Annotated in this window: 17 protein-coding genes; 3 read left to right on the plus strand and 14 right to left on the minus strand. The window is 71.6% G+C overall.

Annotated elements, in window-relative coordinates; all coding sequences use genetic code 11:
• Positions 1 to 190: 190 nt before the first annotated feature.
• Positions 191 to 1,453: a DUF4192 domain-containing protein gene (locus ACFWB8_RS07730; RefSeq protein WP_385223588.1), complete on the minus strand. Its 1,263-nt coding sequence runs from the start codon at positions 1,451 to 1,453 to the stop codon at positions 191 to 193.
• 131 nt (positions 1,454 to 1,584) lie between these two features.
• On the opposite strand from ACFWB8_RS07730, the gene ACFWB8_RS07735 reads away from it, so the two are divergent.
• Both ACFWB8_RS07735 and ACFWB8_RS07740 read left to right on the plus strand, forming a co-directional pair.
• Entirely contained in the window at positions 1,585 to 3,744 is a 2,160-nt protein-coding gene (locus tag ACFWB8_RS07735) for a RecQ family ATP-dependent DNA helicase (RefSeq protein WP_385223589.1), read from the plus strand.
• Positions 3,745 to 3,958: 214 nt separating this feature from the next.
• Positions 3,959 to 4,588, plus strand: a complete 630-nt coding sequence (locus tag ACFWB8_RS07740) for a hypothetical protein (protein WP_385223590.1) — start codon at positions 3,959 to 3,961, stop codon at positions 4,586 to 4,588.
• A 259-nt stretch (positions 4,589 to 4,847) separates the two neighbouring features.
• On the opposite strand, the gene ACFWB8_RS07745 is transcribed toward ACFWB8_RS07740, so the two are convergent.
• The 3 genes from ACFWB8_RS07745 to ACFWB8_RS07755 all read right to left on the minus strand — a co-directional run bounded on the left by ACFWB8_RS07745 (position 4,848) and on the right by ACFWB8_RS07755 (position 6,957).
• The gene (locus ACFWB8_RS07745) at positions 4,848 to 5,513 is read right to left on the minus strand and encodes a hypothetical protein (protein WP_385223591.1); all 666 of its coding nucleotides are present in this window, start codon (positions 5,511 to 5,513) and stop codon (positions 4,848 to 4,850) included.
• Positions 5,514 to 5,572: 59 nt separating this feature from the next.
• Positions 5,573 to 6,283, minus strand: a complete 711-nt coding sequence (locus tag ACFWB8_RS07750; RefSeq protein WP_385223592.1) for a ribonuclease HII — start codon at positions 6,281 to 6,283, stop codon at positions 5,573 to 5,575.
• Between the two features lie 71 nt (positions 6,284 to 6,354).
• Complete coding sequence (locus tag ACFWB8_RS07755) at positions 6,355 to 6,957, minus strand: TetR/AcrR family transcriptional regulator (RefSeq protein ID WP_385223593.1); 603 nt, start codon at positions 6,955 to 6,957, stop codon at positions 6,355 to 6,357.
• A gap of 141 nt (positions 6,958 to 7,098) precedes the next feature.
• Here ACFWB8_RS07755 and ACFWB8_RS07760 point away from each other — a divergent pair, with 141 nt between their 5' ends.
• Entirely contained in the window at positions 7,099 to 8,652 is a 1,554-nt protein-coding gene (locus tag ACFWB8_RS07760; RefSeq protein WP_385223594.1) for an MFS transporter, read from the plus strand.
• 99 nt (positions 8,653 to 8,751) lie between these two features.
• On the opposite strand, the gene ACFWB8_RS07765 is transcribed toward ACFWB8_RS07760, so the two are convergent.
• The 10 genes from ACFWB8_RS07765 to nrdR form a co-directional block, all read right to left on the minus strand.
• On the minus strand, positions 8,752 to 10,563 hold the full coding sequence (locus ACFWB8_RS07765; RefSeq protein ID WP_385223595.1) for a DUF4153 domain-containing protein: 1,812 nt from the start codon (positions 10,561 to 10,563) through the stop codon (positions 8,752 to 8,754).
• Between the two features lie 151 nt (positions 10,564 to 10,714).
• Positions 10,715 to 11,629, minus strand: a complete 915-nt coding sequence (locus tag ACFWB8_RS07770; protein WP_385223596.1) for an ADP-ribosylglycohydrolase family protein — start codon at positions 11,627 to 11,629, stop codon at positions 10,715 to 10,717.
• Positions 11,630 to 11,640: 11 nt separating this feature from the next.
• Positions 11,641 to 12,300: a histidine phosphatase family protein gene (locus ACFWB8_RS07775; protein ID WP_385223597.1), complete on the minus strand. Its 660-nt coding sequence runs from the start codon at positions 12,298 to 12,300 to the stop codon at positions 11,641 to 11,643.
• Positions 12,301 to 12,372: 72 nt separating this feature from the next.
• Entirely contained in the window at positions 12,373 to 12,978 is a 606-nt protein-coding gene (locus ACFWB8_RS07780) for a YdbC family protein (RefSeq protein WP_385223598.1), read from the minus strand.
• 32 nt (positions 12,979 to 13,010) lie between these two features.
• A complete protein-coding gene (locus ACFWB8_RS07785; RefSeq protein WP_385223599.1) occupies positions 13,011 to 13,865 on the minus strand; it encodes an arylamine N-acetyltransferase in 855 nt (284 codons plus the stop codon).
• A 95-nt stretch (positions 13,866 to 13,960) separates the two neighbouring features.
• Positions 13,961 to 14,707: a DUF2071 domain-containing protein gene (locus ACFWB8_RS07790; RefSeq protein WP_385223600.1), complete on the minus strand. Its 747-nt coding sequence runs from the start codon at positions 14,705 to 14,707 to the stop codon at positions 13,961 to 13,963.
• Positions 14,704 to 15,045 (minus strand): metalloregulator ArsR/SmtB family transcription factor, encoded by a 342-nt coding sequence (locus ACFWB8_RS07795; RefSeq protein WP_385223601.1) that lies wholly within the window; start codon positions 15,043 to 15,045, stop codon positions 14,704 to 14,706. Before ACFWB8_RS07795 ends, ACFWB8_RS07790 begins: the two co-directional genes overlap by 4 nt.
• 122 nt (positions 15,046 to 15,167) lie before the next feature.
• Complete coding sequence (locus tag ACFWB8_RS07800) at positions 15,168 to 15,893, minus strand: class I SAM-dependent methyltransferase (protein ID WP_385223602.1); 726 nt, start codon at positions 15,891 to 15,893, stop codon at positions 15,168 to 15,170.
• A gap of 113 nt (positions 15,894 to 16,006) precedes the next feature.
• A complete protein-coding gene (locus ACFWB8_RS07805) occupies positions 16,007 to 18,895 on the minus strand; it encodes a vitamin B12-dependent ribonucleotide reductase (RefSeq protein WP_385223603.1) in 2,889 nt (962 codons plus the stop codon).
• Between the two features lie 139 nt (positions 18,896 to 19,034).
• A complete protein-coding gene (gene nrdR, locus ACFWB8_RS07810) occupies positions 19,035 to 19,547 on the minus strand; it encodes a transcriptional regulator NrdR (protein WP_385223604.1) in 513 nt (170 codons plus the stop codon).
• Positions 19,548 to 20,011 lie beyond the last annotated feature (464 nt).

Genomic DNA, 20,011 nt, shown 5'->3' on the forward strand with positions numbered 1-20,011 from the left:
GTCTGCGCTCCGGTCGGTTCGGCTGGGCGGCGGCGCGGCCGGGCCCTCACCGCCCCCCAGCGCAACGCCCCCACCCCCGCCCGGGTCACGGGCCCCGGCGGCCCCTGCGCCCGCCCGGGTGGGAGCCTTCGGCCGAGCGCGGCGCCCACCGCACGGCGCAGCCGCCAGGCGGGGCCGCGCCGGCCCCGGCTCACTGGTCGCTCCCCGCGGTGCGGCGGGACTCGCGGCGGGCCGTGCGGACTCGGCGGCCCGGCGGGCGGGTGCCGGCCGTCGGGCGCTTGCGCCGCGGCTCCCGGCGGCGCCGCTCCTCGCGCAGGCAGTGCCGCAGCCCCTCGGGGTCGATGCCCTCGTTGCAGGCGTGGTGGAGGAGCTGGGCGAACCGGTACTCGGAGTCGGCCCGCAGCGCCAGGCTGAGCGCGATCCGGGCGGTCGGCTCGTCCCCGGTGGACCACAACACCCAGCCGGCCAGGGTGAGCGGGGCCGCGGCATGCTCCCCGTAGGCCCCCACGCAGCGCCGGGCCAGGGCCCGCCACAGGCGCAGGGCGGGTGCTGCTTCCTCGTCCTCCATCCACTCGGCGGCGATGTCCCGGATCTCGCGGTCCTGCAGCCCGAGGATCAGCGAGGCGGCTTCGTCGTGCCCGAGCAGCGCGTCGTCCCAGTCGTCGGCGCCGGGCCCGCCCTCGACGGGCGGGGCGAGGGTCATGCGCTGCATCAGGGCCCGGGCCAGCGTGACGGTCTCGGCGCCCACCTCCTCCCGGGTGGCCCCGTCGAGGATCTTCGGCACCAGTGCGGCGGCCGCGCGGTCCAGAGCCCGCTCCATCTCCGCGGCCGCCCGGCCGGGCATCGGTGTCAGCCGCCCCTCGATCTGCCGGAGCGAGCCCCGGACCTGAAGCCCGGCGAAGGTGGCCGCCGCGGCCATCACCGAGGTTCCGGGCGCTGCCAGGGCGTTGCCCTCGGCCGGGCAGCAGCGCTCATCGGGGCAGCAGTAGGACCAGTACCGCCCGCCGGAGAGGCACAGGGCCTCCAGCACGGGCACGTCCAGTGCTCCACAGGCCAGCCGGATCCGCTGGGCGAGCGGGCGCAGCCGGGTCATCACCCGTTGCCCGCTCTCCTCGCCGCAGGGGTCCTGGCAGAGGTAGACGACGATGCCGTCGGGCTTGTCTCCGCGCCGCTCACTGCCGCGGACCAGGCACTCGGCGGCCTGCCGGGCGATGTCCTCCCACTCCGCCGTGTCGGTCGGGATGCCGACGCGGAGACGGCCGCCGAAGCGCCCGCCCTCGCCGTGCACGGCGACCATGACGAGGGAGTCGGTCGGGTGGAAGCCGAGCATGTAGGGCAGCGCGTCGGCCAGCTCGGCCGGGCTGCGCAGGGTGATCCGGGGGTCGTCGGGGGATCCGGAGGGGCTGACGGCAGGCCGTCCGGACGGGGTGCGTGCTTCGTGGTTGTTCGTCATGCCCCGACGGTCCCGCGCAAGATCCGATCCGAAAACCCCTGTGGATAACTCCCGAATCGTTGCGGTATTCAACATCCACAGGCCGCGAGCGGCATTGGCGCTTTGTCAGAGGCATCGGGTTGCATGGGGGCATGAACGCAGACCTGAGGTCCTCGGCCGACTCCGTACTGGCCCGTCTCGTGGGCGACCCCACGGGCACCGCCCGGCTGCGCGAGGACCAGTGGCGGGCGATCGAAGCCCTCGTCGCGGACAAGCGGCGCGCCCTGGTGGTGCAGCGCACCGGCTGGGGCAAGTCCGCGGTGTACTTCGTCGCCACCTCGCTGCTGCGGGCGAGCGGCGCCGGCCCCACCGTGATCGTCTCCCCGCTGCTCGCGCTGATGCGAAATCAGGTCGAAGCCGCGGCCCGGGCGGGTATCCGCGCCCGCACCATCAATTCGGCCAATCCCGAGGAATGGGAGGGAATTCAGGCCGAGATCGCCGCGGGCGACGTGGATGTCCTGCTGGTGAGTCCGGAGCGGCTCAACAATCCCGATTTCCGCGACCAGGTGCTCCCCAAGCTCTCCGCCGCCACCGGCCTGCTCGTGGTGGACGAGGCCCACTGCATCTCCGACTGGGGGCACGACTTCCGCCCGGACTACCGGCGCCTGCGCACCATGCTGGCCGATCTTCCGCCGGGCGTCCCGGTGCTGGCCACGACCGCCACGGCGAATGCCCGCGTGACCGCGGACGTCGCCGAGCAGCTGGGCACCGGGGCCGGCACGGACGCCCTGGTGCTCCGCGGCGCCTTGGACCGGGAGAGCCTGAGCCTCGCGGTGCTGACGCTGCCCGACGCGGCGCACCGGCTGGCCTGGCTCGCCGACCACCTCGCCGAGCTGCCCGGTTCGGGGATCATCTACACGCTGACGGTCGCCGCCGCCGAGGAGGTCACCGCGTACCTGCGACACCGCGGGCACACGGTCTCCTCGTACACCGGCAAGACCGAGAACGCCGACCGCGAGCAGGCCGAGAACGACCTCCAGGCCAACCGTGTCAAGGCCCTGGTGGCCACGTCCGCGCTGGGCATGGGCTTCGACAAGCCCGACCTCGGCTTCGTGGTGCACCTGGGCTCGCCCTCCTCCCCCATCGCCTACTACCAGCAGGTCGGCCGCGCCGGCCGTGGTGTGGAGCACGCGGAGGTGCTGCTGCTGCCCGGCCGCGAGGACGAGGCGATCTGGCAGTACTTCGCCTCGGTGGCGTTCCCGCCGGAGCAGCAGGTGCGCCGCACCCTGGAAGTCCTGGCCCAGGCGGGCCGGCCGCTGTCGCTGCCCGCTCTGGAGCCGCTGGTCGACCTGCGCCGCACCCGGCTGGAGACCATGCTCAAGGTCCTCGACGTGGACGGCGCGGTGCACCGGGTGAAGGGCGGCTGGACCTCCACCGGCGAGCCGTGGGCGTACGACACCGAGCGATACGCCTGGGTGGCCCGGCAGCGGGCCGCCGAGCAGCAGGCGATGCGGGACTACGCGGCGGCCACCGGGTGCCGCATGGAGTTCCTGCGCCGTCAGCTCGACGACGAGGAGGCCGCACCGTGCGGCCGCTGCGACAACTGCGCCGGGGCCCGGTTCACGGCGGAGGTCTCCTCCACCGCGCTGGACACCGCCCGCGGGGAGCTGGGCCGGCCCGGGGTGGAGCTGGAGCCGCGCAAGATGTGGCCGACGGGACTGGCCGCGGTCGGCGTGGACCTCAAGGGCAAGATCCCGGTGGGCGAACAGGCCTTCACCGGGCGGGCGCTGGGCCGGCTCTCCGACATCGGCTGGGGCAACCGGCTGCGGCCGATGCTCGCGCCGCAGGCTTCCGACCAGCCGATCGCGGACGATGTCGCGCAGGCCGTGGTGGCCGTGCTGGCGGACTGGGCACGGGGGCCGGGCGGCTGGGCGTCCGGGGCCCCGGACGCGCCCGGCCGGCCGGTCGGTGTGGTCGCGCTGCCCTCGCGCAGCCGTCCCCAGCTGGTCGGTTCGCTGGCCGCGCGGATCGCGGAGGTCGGACGGATGCCGCTGCTCGGGGCGCTCGCGTACACGGACCAGGCGCCGGAGTTCGGGCTGCCCTCCTCGAACAGCGCCCAGCGGGTGCGCGGCCTCCACCAGGCGTTGACCGTTCCCCCGGCCCTCGCTGCGACACTCGCAGAGGCAGCGGGTCCGGTTCTCCTCGTGGATGACCGGGCGGAAAGCGGGTGGACCCTCGCCGTGGCCGCCAGGCTCCTGCGTCGGGCGGGCGCGAAGGGGGTGTTCCCGCTGGTACTGGCGCTCCAGCCGTAGCCCGATGCGTCATCAACGGCGTGGCGGGGCAAGGATATGAACGGCATACCGGCGAATTCCGGTCGGCGGCGCCAATTGCTCGTTGCCGCATGCTCAACAGCCACGCGAGAATCGGAGTGCTCCCGCTCGGCTCGTCGGCACCCTCCTGGGCCGCGCTGCGGCGCGCCCTCAGCCAGCCGTGCCCGTCCGCGGGCGTGTACCCGAAGGGAGGACCGTGACCTTCGGATTCGCCCCGCCCTCGACCGCGTCCCTGGCCATGGCCACCGGTGGCACCAGCCGGCACGGCAGACTGCTGGAACCCGCCGAGTGGACCGCGGCCGGGATTCCCCTGCTGCGCAACCCGCGGGAGGTCGTCAGCGGTCTGCACTCCCGGCACAGCCCCGTGCCGTCCACCGTGGTGCTCGCCGTCCTCGGACCGGAGGAACAGCTCGTCGCGAGCGCCTCCTTCACGCAGCGCACGGCGTCGGCCGACGGCTGGGACTACCGCAACGCGCTGCTCTCCCGCCTGCGCCGGGTCATCCCGCACGACTTGCGTCGGCGGACGCCGGTGCGGACGGTGGTGCTGATGCACTGCCGCGAGGGCGACGAGCTTTGGACCGAGGACGACGGGGCCTGGATGTGGGGACTGCGGGACGCCTGCACCCTGCACGGGCTGCGCTGCGGCGCCTACATCACCCTGACCCGCGGCGGCTGGCAGGTGCTGGGCGAGGGGCGCGGCGGCCGGCGGCCCAGCTCGGAATCGCGGCCGGAGCGCCTCGGCGACGTGGTGACGGAGTTCGCCCCGCTCGCGCTGCACGCCGGCGGCGGTGCGACCGAGGCCCTGCGGCGCACCGCGGCACGCTGACGCCTCCGCCGACCAGCTGACGAGCCGACCGAGCCGAGCGACCGAACCAACCGAGCCGACCGAACCACCGAGCCGACCGGGCCTCTTCAACCGGGGCCCCGACCACCGGCCGCAGCATCCGTACCCCCACAGCGCCCACACCCGGGCATGCCCAACGGCCGTACACCCGGATTCGGGCGTACGGTCGGGTCAGGCCTCGGACTTCAGCGGGACCGGCTGCGCGCCCGCCCCACTCCTCGCCCGCGCCGGGAACGGGGCGTCAGACGCCCGCACCCAGCAAGGAGTTGACCTGCTTGGGGTCACCGCACACGATCAGCAGCGCACCGGCTCGCGCGAGCGCGACCGGCAGAGCGCCGGCGGCCGCGTCGACCGGTCCGCCGTTGGCCGCGAAGACCACGACGGGACGGACCGCGGCGCGCTGGACCTGCGCGGCGTCCGCGTAGAACACGTCGTCCCCGGCATCGTGCAGGGCCCAGTACGCGGCCTCGCCGAAGGACAGCTCGTGCGCGGCCCACGGGTGCGCGTCGCCGGTGGTGAGGACCAGGATGTCGCCGGGCGCGCGCCCGGTGTCGAGCAGCAGGTCCACGGCCTCCTCGGCCGCGTCCAGCGCACCCTCGGCGGAGGCCGGGATCAGCTGGACCTGCGGCACCGCCGCGGAGACGGACGGCGCGGTGGGGGCCGCCGGAGCGGGCCCGGCGGTGGCCTGCGGAGCACGCTGCGCGGGCGGTGTGGGCATGGGGGTACCACCCGCGCGGCTTGCCGCTGCGGGGGAGGGACCGGGGCGCCCGGGCCGCGGGACGGCGGCGGGACGCGGACCAGGTACGGGGCGGGGGGTCTGCGCGGTGCGGCTCGCGGCCGGCGTCACGCGGGGACCCTGGGCACTCTCGTGAATCTGAGGCTCCTCGGGGGCGGGGGTGAGAGGCATGAGTTGACATCTATCAAACACCGGTACGAAACGTACCGGCAGGCGGCACATGGGTGCGATCAGAAATCGAAGCCGAGCTGGCCTCCGATTTCCAGTTCCATCGACTCCTCGCTGCGCCGCACCTTCTTGAGGTGGCGCCAGCGCGGCAGCGCGTCGAGGTAGGACCACGAGAGCCGGTGGTACGAGGTCGGACCCCGTTCCTCCAGCACCGCCCGGTGCACTGGCGAGGGATATCCGGCGTTGGCGGCGAAAGCGAAATCCTCAATTCCGCCGCCCTGTCCGCCGATTTCCGCCATCATCCGGTCGCGCCGGACCTTGGCGATCACCGAAGCCGCGGCAACGGAAATGCAGGACTGGTCGCCCTTGATCACCGTACGGACCTGCCAGGGCCGGCCGAGATAGTCGTGCTTGCCGTCGAGGATCACCGCGTCGGGCCGGACCGGCAGCGCCTCCAGCGCGCGCTCCGCGGCGAGCCGCAGGGCCGCGGTCATCCCGAGTGCGTCGATCTCCTCCGGGGAGGCGTGCCCCAGCGCGTACGCGGTGACCCAGCTCTCCAGGACATCGAGGAGCGCGTCGCGTCGCTTGGGGGTGAGTAGTTTCGAGTCGGTCAGCCCGTCGGGCGGCCGGCGCAGACCGGTGATCGCCGCACACACGGTGACGGGACCGGCCCAGGCCCCTCGTCCGACTTCGTCGACCCCGGCGATGACCTTGGCGCCGGTGGTTGCACGGAGGGAGCGCTCGACGGTGTGGGTGGGTGCTTCGTACGGCATGGCGCCAGCAAGGGTACGCCGCCCCGCGCCGCCTGCACACCCCGCCCCCGTCACCGATGTGCCGCACCGGGTCACGAGCGGAGCAGGGGCACCATCACCTCGTCGATCATCTCCGCGATATCCGCTTCAGTCCATTCGCTGCCGCACATCTTCGCGCGATACATCATCATCGCCGGAATGACGTCCACGACGAGCGGACCGGTCGCCTCCGACCGGACGTCGCCCCGCTCGATCCCCCGCTGCACAAGCGCCCGGATCAAGCAGTGGGCCGGTTCGTGCAGCCCGGCCCGGATGATCCCGTGGAACCGGTCCGCCTGCGTCTGGTCGCACTCGTGAAGGACCGCCCGCAAGGCCTGTCCGGCCCTGGAATGCATCACGTCCCGCATCCGCACGCACAGCTCGTACAAGTCCTCGCGGATCGAGCCGAGGTCCCCGATCTCGCCCAGCGGCGGCAGCGCGGTGCGCAGCGCGTCGGCCACCAGGTCGGGCTTCGCGGGCCAGCGCCGGTACAGCGCCGCCTTGCCGGTGTGCGCACCGGCCGCCACACCTTCCATGGTGAGCGCGTTCCAGCCAACGGTGCTCAGCTGTTCCAACGCGGCGTCGAGAATCGCCCGTTCGAGTTCCGACCCCCGCCTGCGCCCCGGCGACGCCGCCGACCAGCGCGAACCCACCATCCTTGCGACCTCCGACCGGCTCGTGCGTCCCTCGCACGTATTTTCAGCCTTAGTGAACGCTTGCGTTCACTAAGGCTCACTCCTACGGTGGATCCGCAGTGAACGAGTGCGTTCACTATTTCACTTTGGGGGGGATCCTCAGTGACAACTCCTCAACTCTCCAAGCCCCGAACTCCCGGTGCGGCCCACCGCGAAGGGCGCACCGGAGTGGCGCTCGCCGTCATCGCCGCCTGCCAGCTCATGGTCGTCCTCGACGCGACGATCGTGAACATCGCGCTCCCGCACATCCAGACCGACCTGGCCTTCTCCACGACCGACCTGTCCTGGGTGATCAGCGCCTACACCCTGGCCTTCGGCGGCCTGCTGCTGCTCGGCGGCCGGGCCGGCGACATCCTGGGCCGACGTCGCGTGTTCCTGACCGGAATCCTGCTCTTCACCCTGGCCTCCCTCCTCGGCGGCTTCGCCCAGGAGCCCTGGCAACTGCTCGCCGCCCGCGCCCTCCAGGGGATCGGCGGCGCGATCGCCTCGCCGACCTCGCTCGCCCTCATCACCACGACCTTCGCCGAGGGCCCCGAACGCAACCGCGCCTTCGGGGTGTTCGCCGCCGTCTCGGCGGGCGGCGGCGCTATCGGCCTGCTGGCGGGCGGCATGCTCACCGAGTGGCTCGACTGGCGTTGGGTCCTCTTCGTCAACGTGCCGATCGGCCTGCTGATAGCCGTCCTCACCCCGCTCTACATCGGCGAGTCCGAGCGCCACCCCGGCCGCTTCGACATCGCCGGAGCGCTCACTTCCACCGGCGGTATGGCCTCGCTCGTCTACGGGTTCATCCGCGCGTCCGAGGACGGCTGGCGCGACGGCCTGACCCTCGGCTCGTTCGGCGCGGCGATCGTCCTGCTCGGCGCTTTCGTCGTCATCGAGTCCCGGGCCCGCGAACCGATCACCCCACTGCGGATGTTCGCCGACCGCAACCGCGCCGGCACCTACCTGATCATGCTCAGCCTCGCCGCCGCGATGTTCGGCATGTTCTTCTTCATCGTCCAGTTCGTGCAGAACGTGCTCGGCTTCTCCCCGATCCGCTCCGGGCTCGGCTTCCTGCCCACGACGGTGGCCATCGTGGGCGCTGCCGCCCTCTCGCAGCGCTTCCTGCCGCGCTTCGGCCCCAAACCGTTCATGATCACCGGATCCGCCTTCACCGGTGCCGGGCTCATCTGGCTCACCTTCCTGCGCACCGACAGCTCGTACGTCGCCGGGGTGCTGGGCCCGATGCTGCTGTTCGGCTTCGGCATGGGCCTCAACTTCGTCACCCTCACCCTCACGGCCGTCTCCGGGGTGGCCACGAACGAAGCCGGCGCGGCCTCCGGGCTGCTCAACGCCAGCCAGCAGGTCGGCGGCTCGCTGGGCCTGTCCATCCTGGTCACCGTCTTCGGCACGGCCGCGCGCACCGAGGCCGACCGGCAGGTGCCGGCCTTCGTGGCGCAGGCCGAGCCGGGCCAGTTGGCCGTCTTCAAGGAGACCGGACGGCTGCCCGACCCCTGGGGGGACATCGTCCTCACCCACGGCATGTCCACCGCGTTCACTGCGGCTGTGGCCATGGCGGGGATCGCCCTGGTCACCGCGCTGCTGGTGATCCGGGTCCGCAAGAGCGACCTGGAGGCCCTCAACGGAGCCGTCGCGCAGGCCGGTCCGGCGGCCTGAGCTCGGATACCCGTACGACCATCACGAGGGTCCGGGCGCGCGGATGCTCCCCGCGCCCGGATCCTCGTACGACCCGCCCCGACCTGACCCGTACCCGTACTAGTACTCGACGCGGGTCCCGAAGGCTCCGAGCTTGCGGCACTCGACGAACGAGGCCTTCACCGGGCGATCGCGCAGGATCTGCCGGGCCCGGTACTCGCCGAGGCTGATGGCGTACCAAGGCTTGTCACCGTCGTGCGCCAGGTCGTTGTTGATGTCGATCAGGGCGCAGGAGCGCTGGGGCTCCGGCAGCCGGTCCAGGGCGGGCGCCGCGTCCGCCGACAGGGCATGGAGGTAAGCGAGATCGATCTTGCCGTCCTGCTCGTAGCGGGTGACGTTGTTCTCCGCGATCAGCCCGTCCGGGGACAGCAGCCCGAAGGCCAGTACGGCGGCCACGGCGCTCGCCGCGATCGCACGGGGCAGCCACCGTGCACCGAACGCACCGGCGGCGGTGATCAGTACGATGACCAGCCCGAGCCACAGCTCCATGCCGGCCACGGACACCCGTAGGCGGGTCAGCCCGTAGGCGTCCACGTAGAGGTCCATGCGGCGCAGCGCGGAGGCGACCACCACCAGGGTGAGTACGCACAGGGTGCCGAGGACCGCCCGGACCAGCCGCCGGTCGCCGGCTCCGGCGCGCGGGGCCCAGCGCAGGGCGAGGGCGATGACGACGAGCACGAGCAGCGTGGCCCAGAGCAGCTGCCAGAAGCCCTGGCGGGCGTACTCGGCGTAGGTGAGACCGGTGCTGGCCAGGACCTTCTCGTAGCCGCCGAAGAGCACGGCGAGCTGGACGGCGTTGAAGCCGGCGAAGAGCAGGTTCAGCACGATGAGCGGCAGGGCCCATTCGACGCGCGAGCGCGGCTTGCCGGGGGCCACCTCGATGCGGTCCCAGCGCGAGGGCGCCGCCGCGGTGCGGGCGACGGCGAGCGCGACGAGGGCCCCGATGAGGAAGAGCAGGAAGCGCAGCGGCCCGTCCGCGGCGCTGATCTCGGGCGTCAGTCCGCTGACCAGGTCCGCGAAGGCGGCGTCGGCGGACGCGAAGAGCGTGCCGAAGAGGACCAGCAGGACAGCGGCCACCACCACGGCCTTGAGCACGGGCAGCCAGCGGTCCCGGGGCACACCGCCGCCGCGCGACCGCATGCCGGTCCAGGCCCAGCGCACGCCGAGTACGGCGGAGTCGACGAACCCGATCGGGCTGAGCAGGATTCCGGGCCAACTACGGCCCCCGTGCAGGGCCAGGGCGCCCGTCAGTACGGCGGCCAGCACCGCCAGGGTGGCGGGCCAGCCCGAGTCGCGCAGGGCGGGCACGGCCAGCAGCGCGACACAGCCGAGCGCCCACACCACGGTCCACGGGCGGGCGGTACGCCGAGCCGTGCGGGCGGCGGCGTACGCGCCGAGCATCGCGGGCACCGCCGCGATCAGCAGGCCGGAGCCCAGCCCGTCGGCGAGCAGCAGCGCGGCGGCGAGACCCGAGGCGGCGGTGGCGGCCAGGACGGCGCTGCCGACGGGTCCCGTGTCGCCGGGGCGGGCGGCCTCGGCCCAGGACAGCGGCGCGAGGGACCAGGCTCCGGACCGGGCCCGGCGCTGGCGCGCCTGGTAGATCTGCCAGGCCTTGGGATCCCAGCCGGGCGGCGCGGCCACCGGTGGCGTGGGCGTCGGCGGCGGCGGCGCGGATCCTGCGCCGGCCCCCGCCCCCGCGGCGGGTCGGCTCGGCAGGCCGGTGGCTCCGCCCTTGGCCGTCTCCGCAACCGGAGCCTGCCCCGCCGCTGTCCCGGCGGCGGCGCTCCCTGCCACGGCGTCCGCGGCCTTCGCCGCGCCGTCGTCGGCTCCGTCGTTAACGCCGTCGTCGGCTCTGTCGGTGGTCTCTGCCATCGGGTTCCCCTCCCCTGCGGCCGCCCACGATGATCTGGTGGGGCGGCGAAGCGGACAGAGTAGGCCGGTGACATGCAGTTTTGAACAGGCTCAAAAGGGCCCTGTGGCAGGACCGTGACAAACGGAGGGGTACAGACCGGCGCAGACCGCGCTACCGCGCCGCCTCCGGCAGCCAGGCCGGGAGGGCCTCGGTCCGCGACAGCCAGGTGGCCGGCAGCACCGCGTCCCCGCGCGCCCCCAGTACACCGCCCACGATCGCGCAGGTCGTGTCCACGTCCCCGCCCACCTTGGCGGTGGTCCAGAACGCCTGCTCGTAGTCGTCCAGCGACCGCGCCGCCGACCACAGGGCGAACGGCACGGTGTCGTGGGCGCTGGTGCGCCGCCCACAGCCCAGTACCGCTGCGACGGTGGTCGCGTCGCCGTAGTCCAGCATGTCCCGCGCCCGCCGCAGCCCGGCTCCCACAGCGCTGCGCGGCACCAGCGCGATCACACCGTCCAGCAGGTCGGCGGCCTTCGGCGGGCCCGTCGGGGCCGCCGCGAGCGCTGCCGCCGCCGCGACGGCCATCGCGCCGCACACCGCCTCGCGGTGCTGGTGCGTGGTGTAGGCGGAGATCTCCGCCTGGTGGGTGGCCTGCTCGGGGTCGTCCGCGTACCAGGCGCCCAGCGGGGCGACCCGCATGGCCGCGCCGTTGCCCCACGAGCCCTGCCCGTTGAACAGCTCCGCCGCCAGCGTCCGCCAGTCCGCGCCTTCGCGGATCAGGCGCAGCATCCGGTTCACGGCGGGGCCGTAGCCCCGGTCGAAGTCGTGGTGGTGGGCGAAGGAGGAGGCCAGGGCGTCCTGGTCGATGCGCCCGTGCTCGGCGAGCACGGCCACCACCGAGCAGGCCATCTCGGTGTCGTCGGTCCACTGCCACGGGTCGGTAGCGGCGGGCAGCTCGCGCTGCTTGAGCAGCGGGTAGTTCACGGGGACGAAGTACTGGGAGCCCAGGGCGTCACCCAGGGCCAGCCCGCGGAGGCTGGCCATGGCGCGTGCGTAGCGCCTTTCGGGAGAGGAGTCAGCGGTCATCCCGCGTCACTTTAGCCGTCCAGGTCATAAGGCTCGGGTGTGGTCCACCGCTCAAACGGGCGGTCCATCCGGTACCGGCCGTCCGAGCCCAGCAGAAGCATCCGGAATTCGCCGTTTCCGGGGTTGGACAGGGCCTCGAACTCGGCCACCGACCAGTGGAACCAGCGCATGCAGAACAGCCGCATCGTCAGTCCGTGCGTCACGAGGAGCACGTTCTCCGGATGGTCCGGGGCCTCGAAGCTGCGGTAGAGGCTCTCCAGGAAGGACCCGACCCGGTCGTACACGTCGGCCCCCGACTCGCCCTGCGCGAAGCGGTAGAAGAAGTGACCGTACGCGTCCCGGTACGCCTTCTGCAGCCGTACGTCCTCGCGTTCCTGCCAGTTCCCCCAGTCCTGCTCTCGCAGCCGGGGCTCCTCGCGCATCCGCACCCGCGTCGGGTCCAGCCGCAGCTCCCGGAAGGTCTGCAGGGTCCGGCGGTACGGGGAGACGTACGCGCTGATGTGCTCGTCGCCGAAGAGCTCGCGCAGCCGTACGCCGACGTCCGCGGCCTGCTCGCGCCCGGTGCGGGTCAGCCGCAGGGCATGGTCGGGCTCCCTCTCGTACACCGAGTCGTCGGCGTTTCCCTCCGATTCCCCGTGCCGGACAAGGACGATGCGCCGTGGTCGTGCCATTCCCCGACCCTATTCGGCCGCGCACGGACGGACCCACCGGGCACGCCGGTCGGCGCGGTGATGGTCTTACGGTCATACCGTCCAGGCGGGTTCGAGGTCGACGACGTCTCCGGTGAGGGCTTCGACGTCGGCCTGGATCTGGGCGCGCAGCGAGAGCCGCTCGACCCGTTCCTGCCGGTACTTGCCGTGCTCGGCCGCAGCGTGCCACATCGACAGCACCAGGAACTCCCGGCCCGGCGCCTCCCCGAACAGGCCCCGGACCATGCCGGGTGAGCCCGCCATGGCCGGGTTCCACACCTTCTCCTGCATGAGGGCGAAGTGGTCCACGCGGCCCTCGCGCACGCGGGTGTGGGCCACCCTGACCACATCGGCGTCGGTGAAGCGCGGCTCGAAGCCGGTCTTCACGTCGAAGCGGTGGTCGAAGAGTGTGACGCGCGCGTCGGTGTAGGTGCCGTTCTGGGAGGCGGCCAGCCTGTCGTGCGACCGGGCCATGAAGGAGTCGTAGAAGGAGCGGCTCTCCCAGAACGCGAAGACATGCGCCACCCCCTGCCGGCCTCGGCTCCAGCCGCCGCCCTGTCCCCGGAATCCCGGTTCTCCCGGCAGCCCCGCCCATTTGCGCTGCCCACGCTCGAACCCGCGTCGGTCCGTCACCGTGCAGCGAATCCACTTGACCAGCACTGCGCCATCGTACGGTCCCGGCGGGGCCCGGGTCAGTCCCCGGCGCGTTGGATCCGCAGCAGTTCCGCCGCGTCCCGCTCGGACAGCCGAAACCCGAACTCCCGGTCGAGCAGATCGAGCAGTCCCTCGGAGGCGACGTCTTCCCGCGTGACCCGCCCGTCGGGGTACAGCCGGGTCAACTCCCGCCCCACGAGGGCCAGCCGGACGGCGCCGCCCGGGTACTGGACGACGGCCCGCCCCACGAAGGAGGACCGGGGGTGGGAGGAGCTGTAGTGGTTCAGCACGACGTAGTCGACGGGGTGGTAGGGCTGCGGAGAGAAGGCGTACAGGTCCCGCCAGCTCCCCTCGCGCAGCGCGGCCAGCGCGAAGACTCCGCCTTCCTCCTCGCGGACGCGGAAGGTCCACTCCCCTTGTCGCACCTCAACACCGGGGCGCGCCAGCGGGATCGGTTCGCGGGGGCCCTGGTAGCCGAACCCGGCATCGCAGAGCCACGGTTCGCCGTCGACCGTGACGACGAGGACGGCATGCGTCACCGCGAGCAGGGCGTCCCCGCGGGTGCGGTTGCGGGCGCCGCGCCCGGAGACCTCGAAGCCGATCCGTTCCAGGGCGGCGGCCAGCAGCGAGTTCTGCTCGTAGCAGTAGCCGCCGCGGCGGGCGTGCACGAGCTTGTCCTCGATGCTCTTGACGTCCAGCTCGACAGGGCGGCCGAACAGCACGTCCAGGCTCTCGAAGGTGATCGCACCGGTGTGGGCCCGGTGCACTTCGTACAACGTCCGCAGGTCCGGCCGTAGTTCCCCGCTGCTGCCGCCGCTGCCGTTCCCGCTGCCGTTCCCGTACCCGATCCGCGCCAGATAGGCGTCCAGATCCAGCTCGTCACCGCTCCACATGGCTGCTCCCCCACACTCCGCCGTCACGTCCGGGCCGCGCGGTCACCGCCGCCCCGCACCATGATCAGCTGGCCACCCCCGGACGCCAACCGCTTTCAGGCGGCCGGCGCGGCGCACCCCACGCTCGCGGTGGAGTCCAACGGGTGCCACTCCACGGGCACGTCGCGCATCAGCAGAGCGCAGTCGAAGTGGACCGTGCCCGGCGGGAAGCGCTCGGGGTCCTCGAAGAAGGAGGATTCGGCCCGGGTGACCTCGGTGGCCTCCACCCGCCACGCGTCCGTGTGTAGCTGCATGCCGTCGAACCGGCCCTCGGCGCGCCCGGGCGAGTAGCCGCGGGCGCCCTGCCGGAAGAAAGCGGAGGCCTCGGCCAGGTCGCCGAACAGCCGGCTCCCGCGCAGTTCGTCCGTGACCCGGGCGACGACCCGTACGCGGGTGGAGGCGTCCTTGGTCTCGTACCCGACCCCGATCTCCTGCTGGCTCTCCCGTACGTCGAAGACGGCGGACCCGTGCGCTCCGGGGAACAGTCGACCGCCTGCGAGGACGTTGAGCCGCGAGCCGCTGTCGCGCCGCGGAATCCAGACCCCCGCCTCGACCCCGTCGGGGCCGTCCCACTCGACGGAGATCCGGTGCGCGGCGTTCTCGCTGCGCACGCCCGTGCCGGCGGGGGCCCAGCGCGGCCGGGTGTCCCCGAGCCGCAGCAGGCAGATCCCGGCGACGGCCCAGCCGCCCACGAGCTGCGGCCGCATCCCCGCCGGCAGCTGCCGCGCCGCCACCTCGGGGTCGACCCGGTAGTTCACGAGCAGCCGACGCTCGATGACACTCGCGATCTTCGGACCGATCATTGCGCGCTCTCCCCCGATTCGTTCTTGCGCCGCTGGTGCCGGAGCACGATCTGCTCCGGGCACACCATGCTGAGGAACCGCCCGACGGAGGCGGCCAGCCGCTCCTCGACGAGCGTGTAGAGGATCCGGTTGCCGTCGCGCCGCTCCCGCACCAGTCCCGCGGACTTCAGCACTCCGAGGTGCCGCGACACGGACGGGGCGCTGATGGTGAACCGGCCGGCGATCTCCCCGGCCGCCAGCTCCCCGTCGCGCAGATCCTCCAGGATCTGGCGCCGCGTGGGATCGGCGAGCGCCCGGAAGACGCCGGCCTCGTCGCCTGTCTCGCTGTTCTCTGCCATGCGACCTTTTTAGCACATAAGCTAATTAGCTAAATACTTCACCACCTCGCCCCGGGTGCGCCGAAGGCCAGAAGCCGGGCCGGAAGCCGAGCCGCCGGGATGCCCGCTGGGCCGGCCAGCCGTCAGGCGCGACAGCCCAGCATCTCCAGCGGGGGGGTGGCGAGGAAGTCCGCCCGGAAGTCCGCACCGAACGTGCGCACGCCGGCGTCGGACACCTCCACCGGGACCCAGGCCACCTCGCTGAATCCGGCCGCCCGCAGACACTTCTCGTACACCTCGCGGCGCGGGCAGGTGGTGACGAACTCGATCGGGTGCTGGTCGAGCAGCGCCGTGATCCGTACGCGCGGTCCCGTCTCGGTCTCCTCGCCGGTCAGCTCGGAGCGGAAGCCGTACTTGTCCGGGGACGGGCCGTCGAAACGGTAGTCGGGTGCCTGGTTCAGCACGAAGAACTCGGCGCCGGGCGCCAGGTTCCGGTGCACGTTGCGGCACATCTGCTCGAAGGCTGCGACGTCCTGCGCGTAGTTGAGCAGTTGGACCGCAACGGCGACGTCGAAGTGCTGCCCGAGGGGCCGCAGTTCGCCGACATCGCCCACCCCGTAGCGCACACCCAGCGGGTTGCGCTCCTCCAACGCCTGCGCCACGGCGGCCATCTCACCGGAGATGTCGACTCCGAACACGTCCGCGGCGCCGCGCCGCTTGATTGGCCACGGCCCCTCCCGGGAACGCCGCGGCTTCTGGCTGGCAGTCTCCGCGGATCCCGGCAGGCCTTCGCACTGGCAGAAGCCGCAAAGATCCGGACATGGCCCCGGCCTCCTGTACGGGCGGGCGTACGGATACGAGCGGGTCACGCACGACGAAGGGGACCGGCCTTCGGCCGGTCCCCTTCGTGAGCTGCTGGTCAGCTACCTGTGCGGGCTGCGTCGGATGTCACATCCCACGCAGTTCCGCCCCGTCCCGCGCGTCAGCTGCAGCCGCTGGTGGAGCCGCAGCCCTCGCAGATGTAGCAGGAGCCTGCGCGCTGCATCTTCGTACCGCAGGAGAAGCAGAGCGGGGCGTCGGCGGACACGCCGAGCTGCATCTCGACCAGTTCGGCGTTGGAGTGCGCCGTCTTGGGGGCCGGGACCTGAACGGCCGCGATCGGCTTCGGGGCCTCCGGGACCGCCGCCAGCGGGGCGGACTGGGCCAGGGACTCCGTGTCGAGCTCCTCCTCGAGCGGCTCGTACGAACCGGTCTCCAGGTGGCGCTGACGCTCCTCGGCGGAGTGGATGCCGAGGGCCGAGCGGGTCTCGAAGGGCAGGAAGTCGAGCGCCACGCGACGGAAGATGTAGTCGACGATCGACTGCGCCATCCGCACGTCCGGGTCGTCCGTCATACCGGCCGGCTCGAAGCGCATGTTCGTGAACTTCGCGACGTACGTCTCCAGCGGGACGCCGTACTGCAGACCGACCGACACGGCGATCGAGAAGGCGTCCATCATGCCCGCGAGGGTCGAGCCCTGCTTGGACATCTTCAGGAAGACCTCGCCCAGACCGTCGTCCGGGTAGGAGTTCGCCGTCATGTAGCCCTCGGCGCCACCGACCGTGAAGGAGGTGGTGATCCCCGGGCGGCCCTTCGGGAGGCGCTTGCGGACCGGGCGGTACTCGATGACCTTCTCGACCGCCGCACGGATGGTCGACTCGGCCTTCTCGCTGACCTCGACCTTCTCCGCTTCCTTCTTCTTCGCGGAGAGGGGCTGGCCGACCTTGCAGTTGTCGCGGTAGATCGCGAGCGCCTTGACGCCCAGCTTCCACGCCTCGAAGTAGATCTCCTCGATCTCCTCGACGGTCGCCGTCTCCGGCATGTTGACCGTCTTCGAGATCGCACCGGAGATCCAGGGCTGGATCGCGGCCATCATGCGGACGTGGCCCATCGCGGAGATGGAACGCTCGCCCATGGCGCAGTCGAACACCGAGTAGTGCTCGGTCTTCAGGCTCGGGGCGTCGACGACCACGCCGTGCTCGGCGATGTGGGTGACGATCGCCTCGATCTGCTCCTCCTGGTAACCCAGGCGGCGCAGGGCCTGCGGGACGGTGCCGTTGACGATCTGCATCGAGCCGCCGCCGACGAGCTTCTTGAACTTGACCAGGGCCAGGTCCGGCTCGACGCCCGTGGTGTCGCAGGACATCGCGAGACCGATGGTGCCGGTCGGCGCGAGGACGGAGGCCTGGGAGTTGCGGAAGCCGTTCTTCTCGCCGAGGCGCAGGACGTCCTGCCAGGCTTCGGTGGCCGCGGCCCAGATGGTGTTGTCCAGGTCCTCGGTGCGCGGCGCGACGGCGTTGGCGTCGGCGTGCTGCTTCATGACGCGCTGGTGCGACTCGGCATTGCGGGCGTAGCCGTCGTACGGACCGACGATCGCGGCCAGCACGGCGGAACGCTTGTACGCGGTACCGGTCATCAGCGAGGTGATCGAGGCGGCGAGGGTGCGCCCGCCGTCCGAGTCGTACGCGTGGCCGGTGGCCATCAGCAGGGCGCCGAGGTTGGCGTAGCCGATGCCCAGCTGGCGGAAGGCGCGGGTGTTCTCGCCGATCTTCTGCGTCGGGAAGTCCGCGAAGCAGATGGAGATGTCCATCGCCGTGATGACGAGCTCGACGACCTTGGCGAAGCGCTCGGCGTCGAAGGACTGGTTGCCCTTGCCGTCGTCGTTCAGGAACTTCATCAGGTTCAGCGAGGCGAGGTTGCAGGACGTGTTGTCCAGGTGCATGTACTCGCTGCACGGGTTGGACGCGGTGATGCGGCCGGACTCGGGGCAGGTGTGCCAGTTGTTGATCACACCGTCGTACTGGATGCCCGGGTCGGCGCAGGCCCACGCGGCCTCGGCCAGCTTGCGGAAGAGCGCCTTGGCGTCGACCTTCTCGATGACCTCGCCGGTCATGCGGGCACGCAGGCCGAACTCGGTGCCGTTCTCGACGGCCGTCATGAACTCGTCGTTCACACGGACGGAGTTGTTGGCGTTCTGGTACTGGACGGAGGTGATGTCGTCGCCGCCCAGGTCCATGTCGAAGCCCGCGTCGCGCAGGGCGCGGATCTTCTCCTCCTCCTTCACCTTGGTCTCGATGAAGGCCTCGACGTCCGGGTGGTCCACGTCCAGGACGACCATCTTGGCCGCGCGGCGGGTGGCGCCGCCCGACTTGATCGTTCCGGCGGACGCGTCGGCGCCGCGCATGAAGGAGACCGGGCCGGAGGCGTTGCCGCCGGAGGAGAGGAGCTCCTTGGAGGAGCGGATGCGGGAGAGGTTCAGGCCGGCGCCGGAGCCGCCCTTGAAGATCATGCCCTCTTCCTTGTACCAGTCGAGGATCGACTCCATGGAGTCGTCGACGGCCAGGATGAAGCAGGCGGAGACCTGCTGCGGCTGGGGCGTGCCGACGTTGAACCACACCGGCGAGTTGAAGCTGAAGATCTGGTGCAGGAGGGCGTAGGTCAGCTCGTGCTCGAAGATCTCCGCATCGGCGGGCGACGAGAAGTAGTCGAAGTCCTCGCCGGCCTTCGTGTACGTCTTCACGATCCGGTCGATGAGCTGCTTCAGACCGGTCTCGCGCTGCGGGGAGCCCACCGCGCCGCGGAAGTACTTGCTGGTGACGATGTTGACCGCGTTCACCGACCAGAAGTCGGGGAACTCGACGCCACGCTGCTCGAAGTTGACCGAGCCGTCGCGCCAGTTGGTCATGACGACGTCACGGCGCTCCCAGCTCACCTCGTCGTACGGGTGCACGCCGGGGGTGGTGTGGATGCGCTCGATACGCAGGCCGCTCTTCGCAGCCTTGGTCCCCTTGGCGCGGGAACCACGTGCCGAGCTGCTCGCCGTCTCTGTCATGCCGCCTCCCAATGCGGGCAAAACGCCCTAAAGTGCCAGCGCTATTCCGCGGCACGGTGCTGTGTCTTGTATCTACGTCTCATCGCCTGACAAACCGGCCGCTCCACGATGCGAGTGCAGCGCGGTGCGGGCCGTCCGGTCAGTCGGCGGCGGAGGCGGGCACGGGGACCGAACCGGTCCCACCGGGCTCGCGCTCTTGGGGGTGAGGCCGTGGCACGCGGAGTTCCGCGATGGCGGTCTCGAAGTCTTCAAGGGTGTCGAAAGCTTTGTACACGGACGCGAACCGGAGGTAGGCGACCAGGTCGAGTTCCTGCAACGGGCCGAGTATGGCCAGACCCACGTCGTGGGTGGTCAGCTCGGCGCTCCCGGTGGCGCGCACCGCCTCCTCGACCCGCTGGCCGAGCTTGGCGAGGGCGTCTTCGGTGACCGGCCGCCCCTGGCACGCCTTGCGCACGCCGGAGATGACCTTGGTACGGCTGAAGGGTTCGGTCACCCCGCTGCGCTTGATCACCATCAGCGAGGCCGTCTCCACCGTCGTGAAGCGACGGGAGCAGTCGGGGCACTGGCGGCGCCGGCGGATCGACGTGCCGTCGTCCGTGGTCCGGCTGTCGACGACGCGGCTGTCGGGGTGCCTGCAGAAGGGGCAGTGCATGGTTCCCTCACCCTCCCTCTTGGCACGACTGAATCACCTCACGGGGCCCCTGAACGGCAGAGACAGGCTCTGTCGGGGGCTCGTGAAGCAGCCACCAGCATATGCGATGTCGAGGACCGCGACAGACCGAGGACCACAACTTCTGGGTGGCAGCGCTCATCCAACCACTAGATCTTGGGTTGCGGTGGAATTGCACGGCTCAGCGTGTCGCGGTGTCCGATGGCCGGATACAGGGGCTCGCGGTGCCACACTGAGCCCCGGCCCGGACGGTGGCGACCCGACCCGGAAGGGTACCGTAAGCAGGGGACGCCGAGCCGAACCCGCGTTCGGTCGACCGTTCGTCTATACACCTCGCGATGTGACCACGACGGACGATCTGCGATTTTTCACTCGAACGTGTGTTTGGCGCAACCTTTCGAAAGCAACTACCGTTGTCCAGCTAGGGAGAACATTTCGAGAGGGGC

The sequence above is a fragment of the Streptomyces sp. NPDC060031 genome, from assembly GCF_042736805.1.
Classification (GTDB): domain Bacteria; phylum Actinomycetota; class Actinomycetes; order Streptomycetales; family Streptomycetaceae; genus Streptomyces.

Coding starts and splice junctions, on each gene's coding strand:
- nrdR (WP_385223604.1), bottom strand. CDS start 19,547: ATGCACTGCCCCTTCTGCAGGCACCCCGACAGCCGCGTCGTCGACAGC.
- ACFWB8_RS07805 (WP_385223603.1), bottom strand. CDS start 18,895: ATGACAGAGACGGCGAGCAGCTCGGCACGTGGTTCCCGCGCCAAGGGG.
- ACFWB8_RS07775 (WP_385223597.1), bottom strand. CDS start 12,300: ATGGCACGACCACGGCGCATCGTCCTTGTCCGGCACGGGGAATCGGAG.
- ACFWB8_RS07745 (WP_385223591.1), bottom strand. CDS start 5,513: ATGCCTCTCACCCCCGCCCCCGAGGAGCCTCAGATTCACGAGAGTGCC.
- ACFWB8_RS07785 (WP_385223599.1), bottom strand. CDS start 13,865: ATGTGGAGCGGTGACGAGCTGGATCTGGACGCCTATCTGGCGCGGATC.
- ACFWB8_RS07755 (WP_385223593.1), bottom strand. CDS start 6,957: ATGGTGGGTTCGCGCTGGTCGGCGGCGTCGCCGGGGCGCAGGCGGGGG.
- ACFWB8_RS07750 (WP_385223592.1), bottom strand. CDS start 6,283: ATGCCGTACGAAGCACCCACCCACACCGTCGAGCGCTCCCTCCGTGCA.
- ACFWB8_RS07770 (WP_385223596.1), bottom strand. CDS start 11,629: ATGACCGCTGACTCCTCTCCCGAAAGGCGCTACGCACGCGCCATGGCC.
- ACFWB8_RS07795 (WP_385223601.1), bottom strand. CDS start 15,045: ATGGCAGAGAACAGCGAGACAGGCGACGAGGCCGGCGTCTTCCGGGCG.
- ACFWB8_RS07765 (WP_385223595.1), bottom strand. CDS start 10,563: ATGGCAGAGACCACCGACAGAGCCGACGACGGCGTTAACGACGGAGCC.
- ACFWB8_RS07790 (WP_385223600.1), bottom strand. CDS start 14,707: ATGATCGGTCCGAAGATCGCGAGTGTCATCGAGCGTCGGCTGCTCGTG.
- ACFWB8_RS07735 (WP_385223589.1), top strand. CDS start 1,585: ATGAACGCAGACCTGAGGTCCTCGGCCGACTCCGTACTGGCCCGTCTC.
- ACFWB8_RS07730 (WP_385223588.1), bottom strand. CDS start 1,453: ATGACGAACAACCACGAAGCACGCACCCCGTCCGGACGGCCTGCCGTC.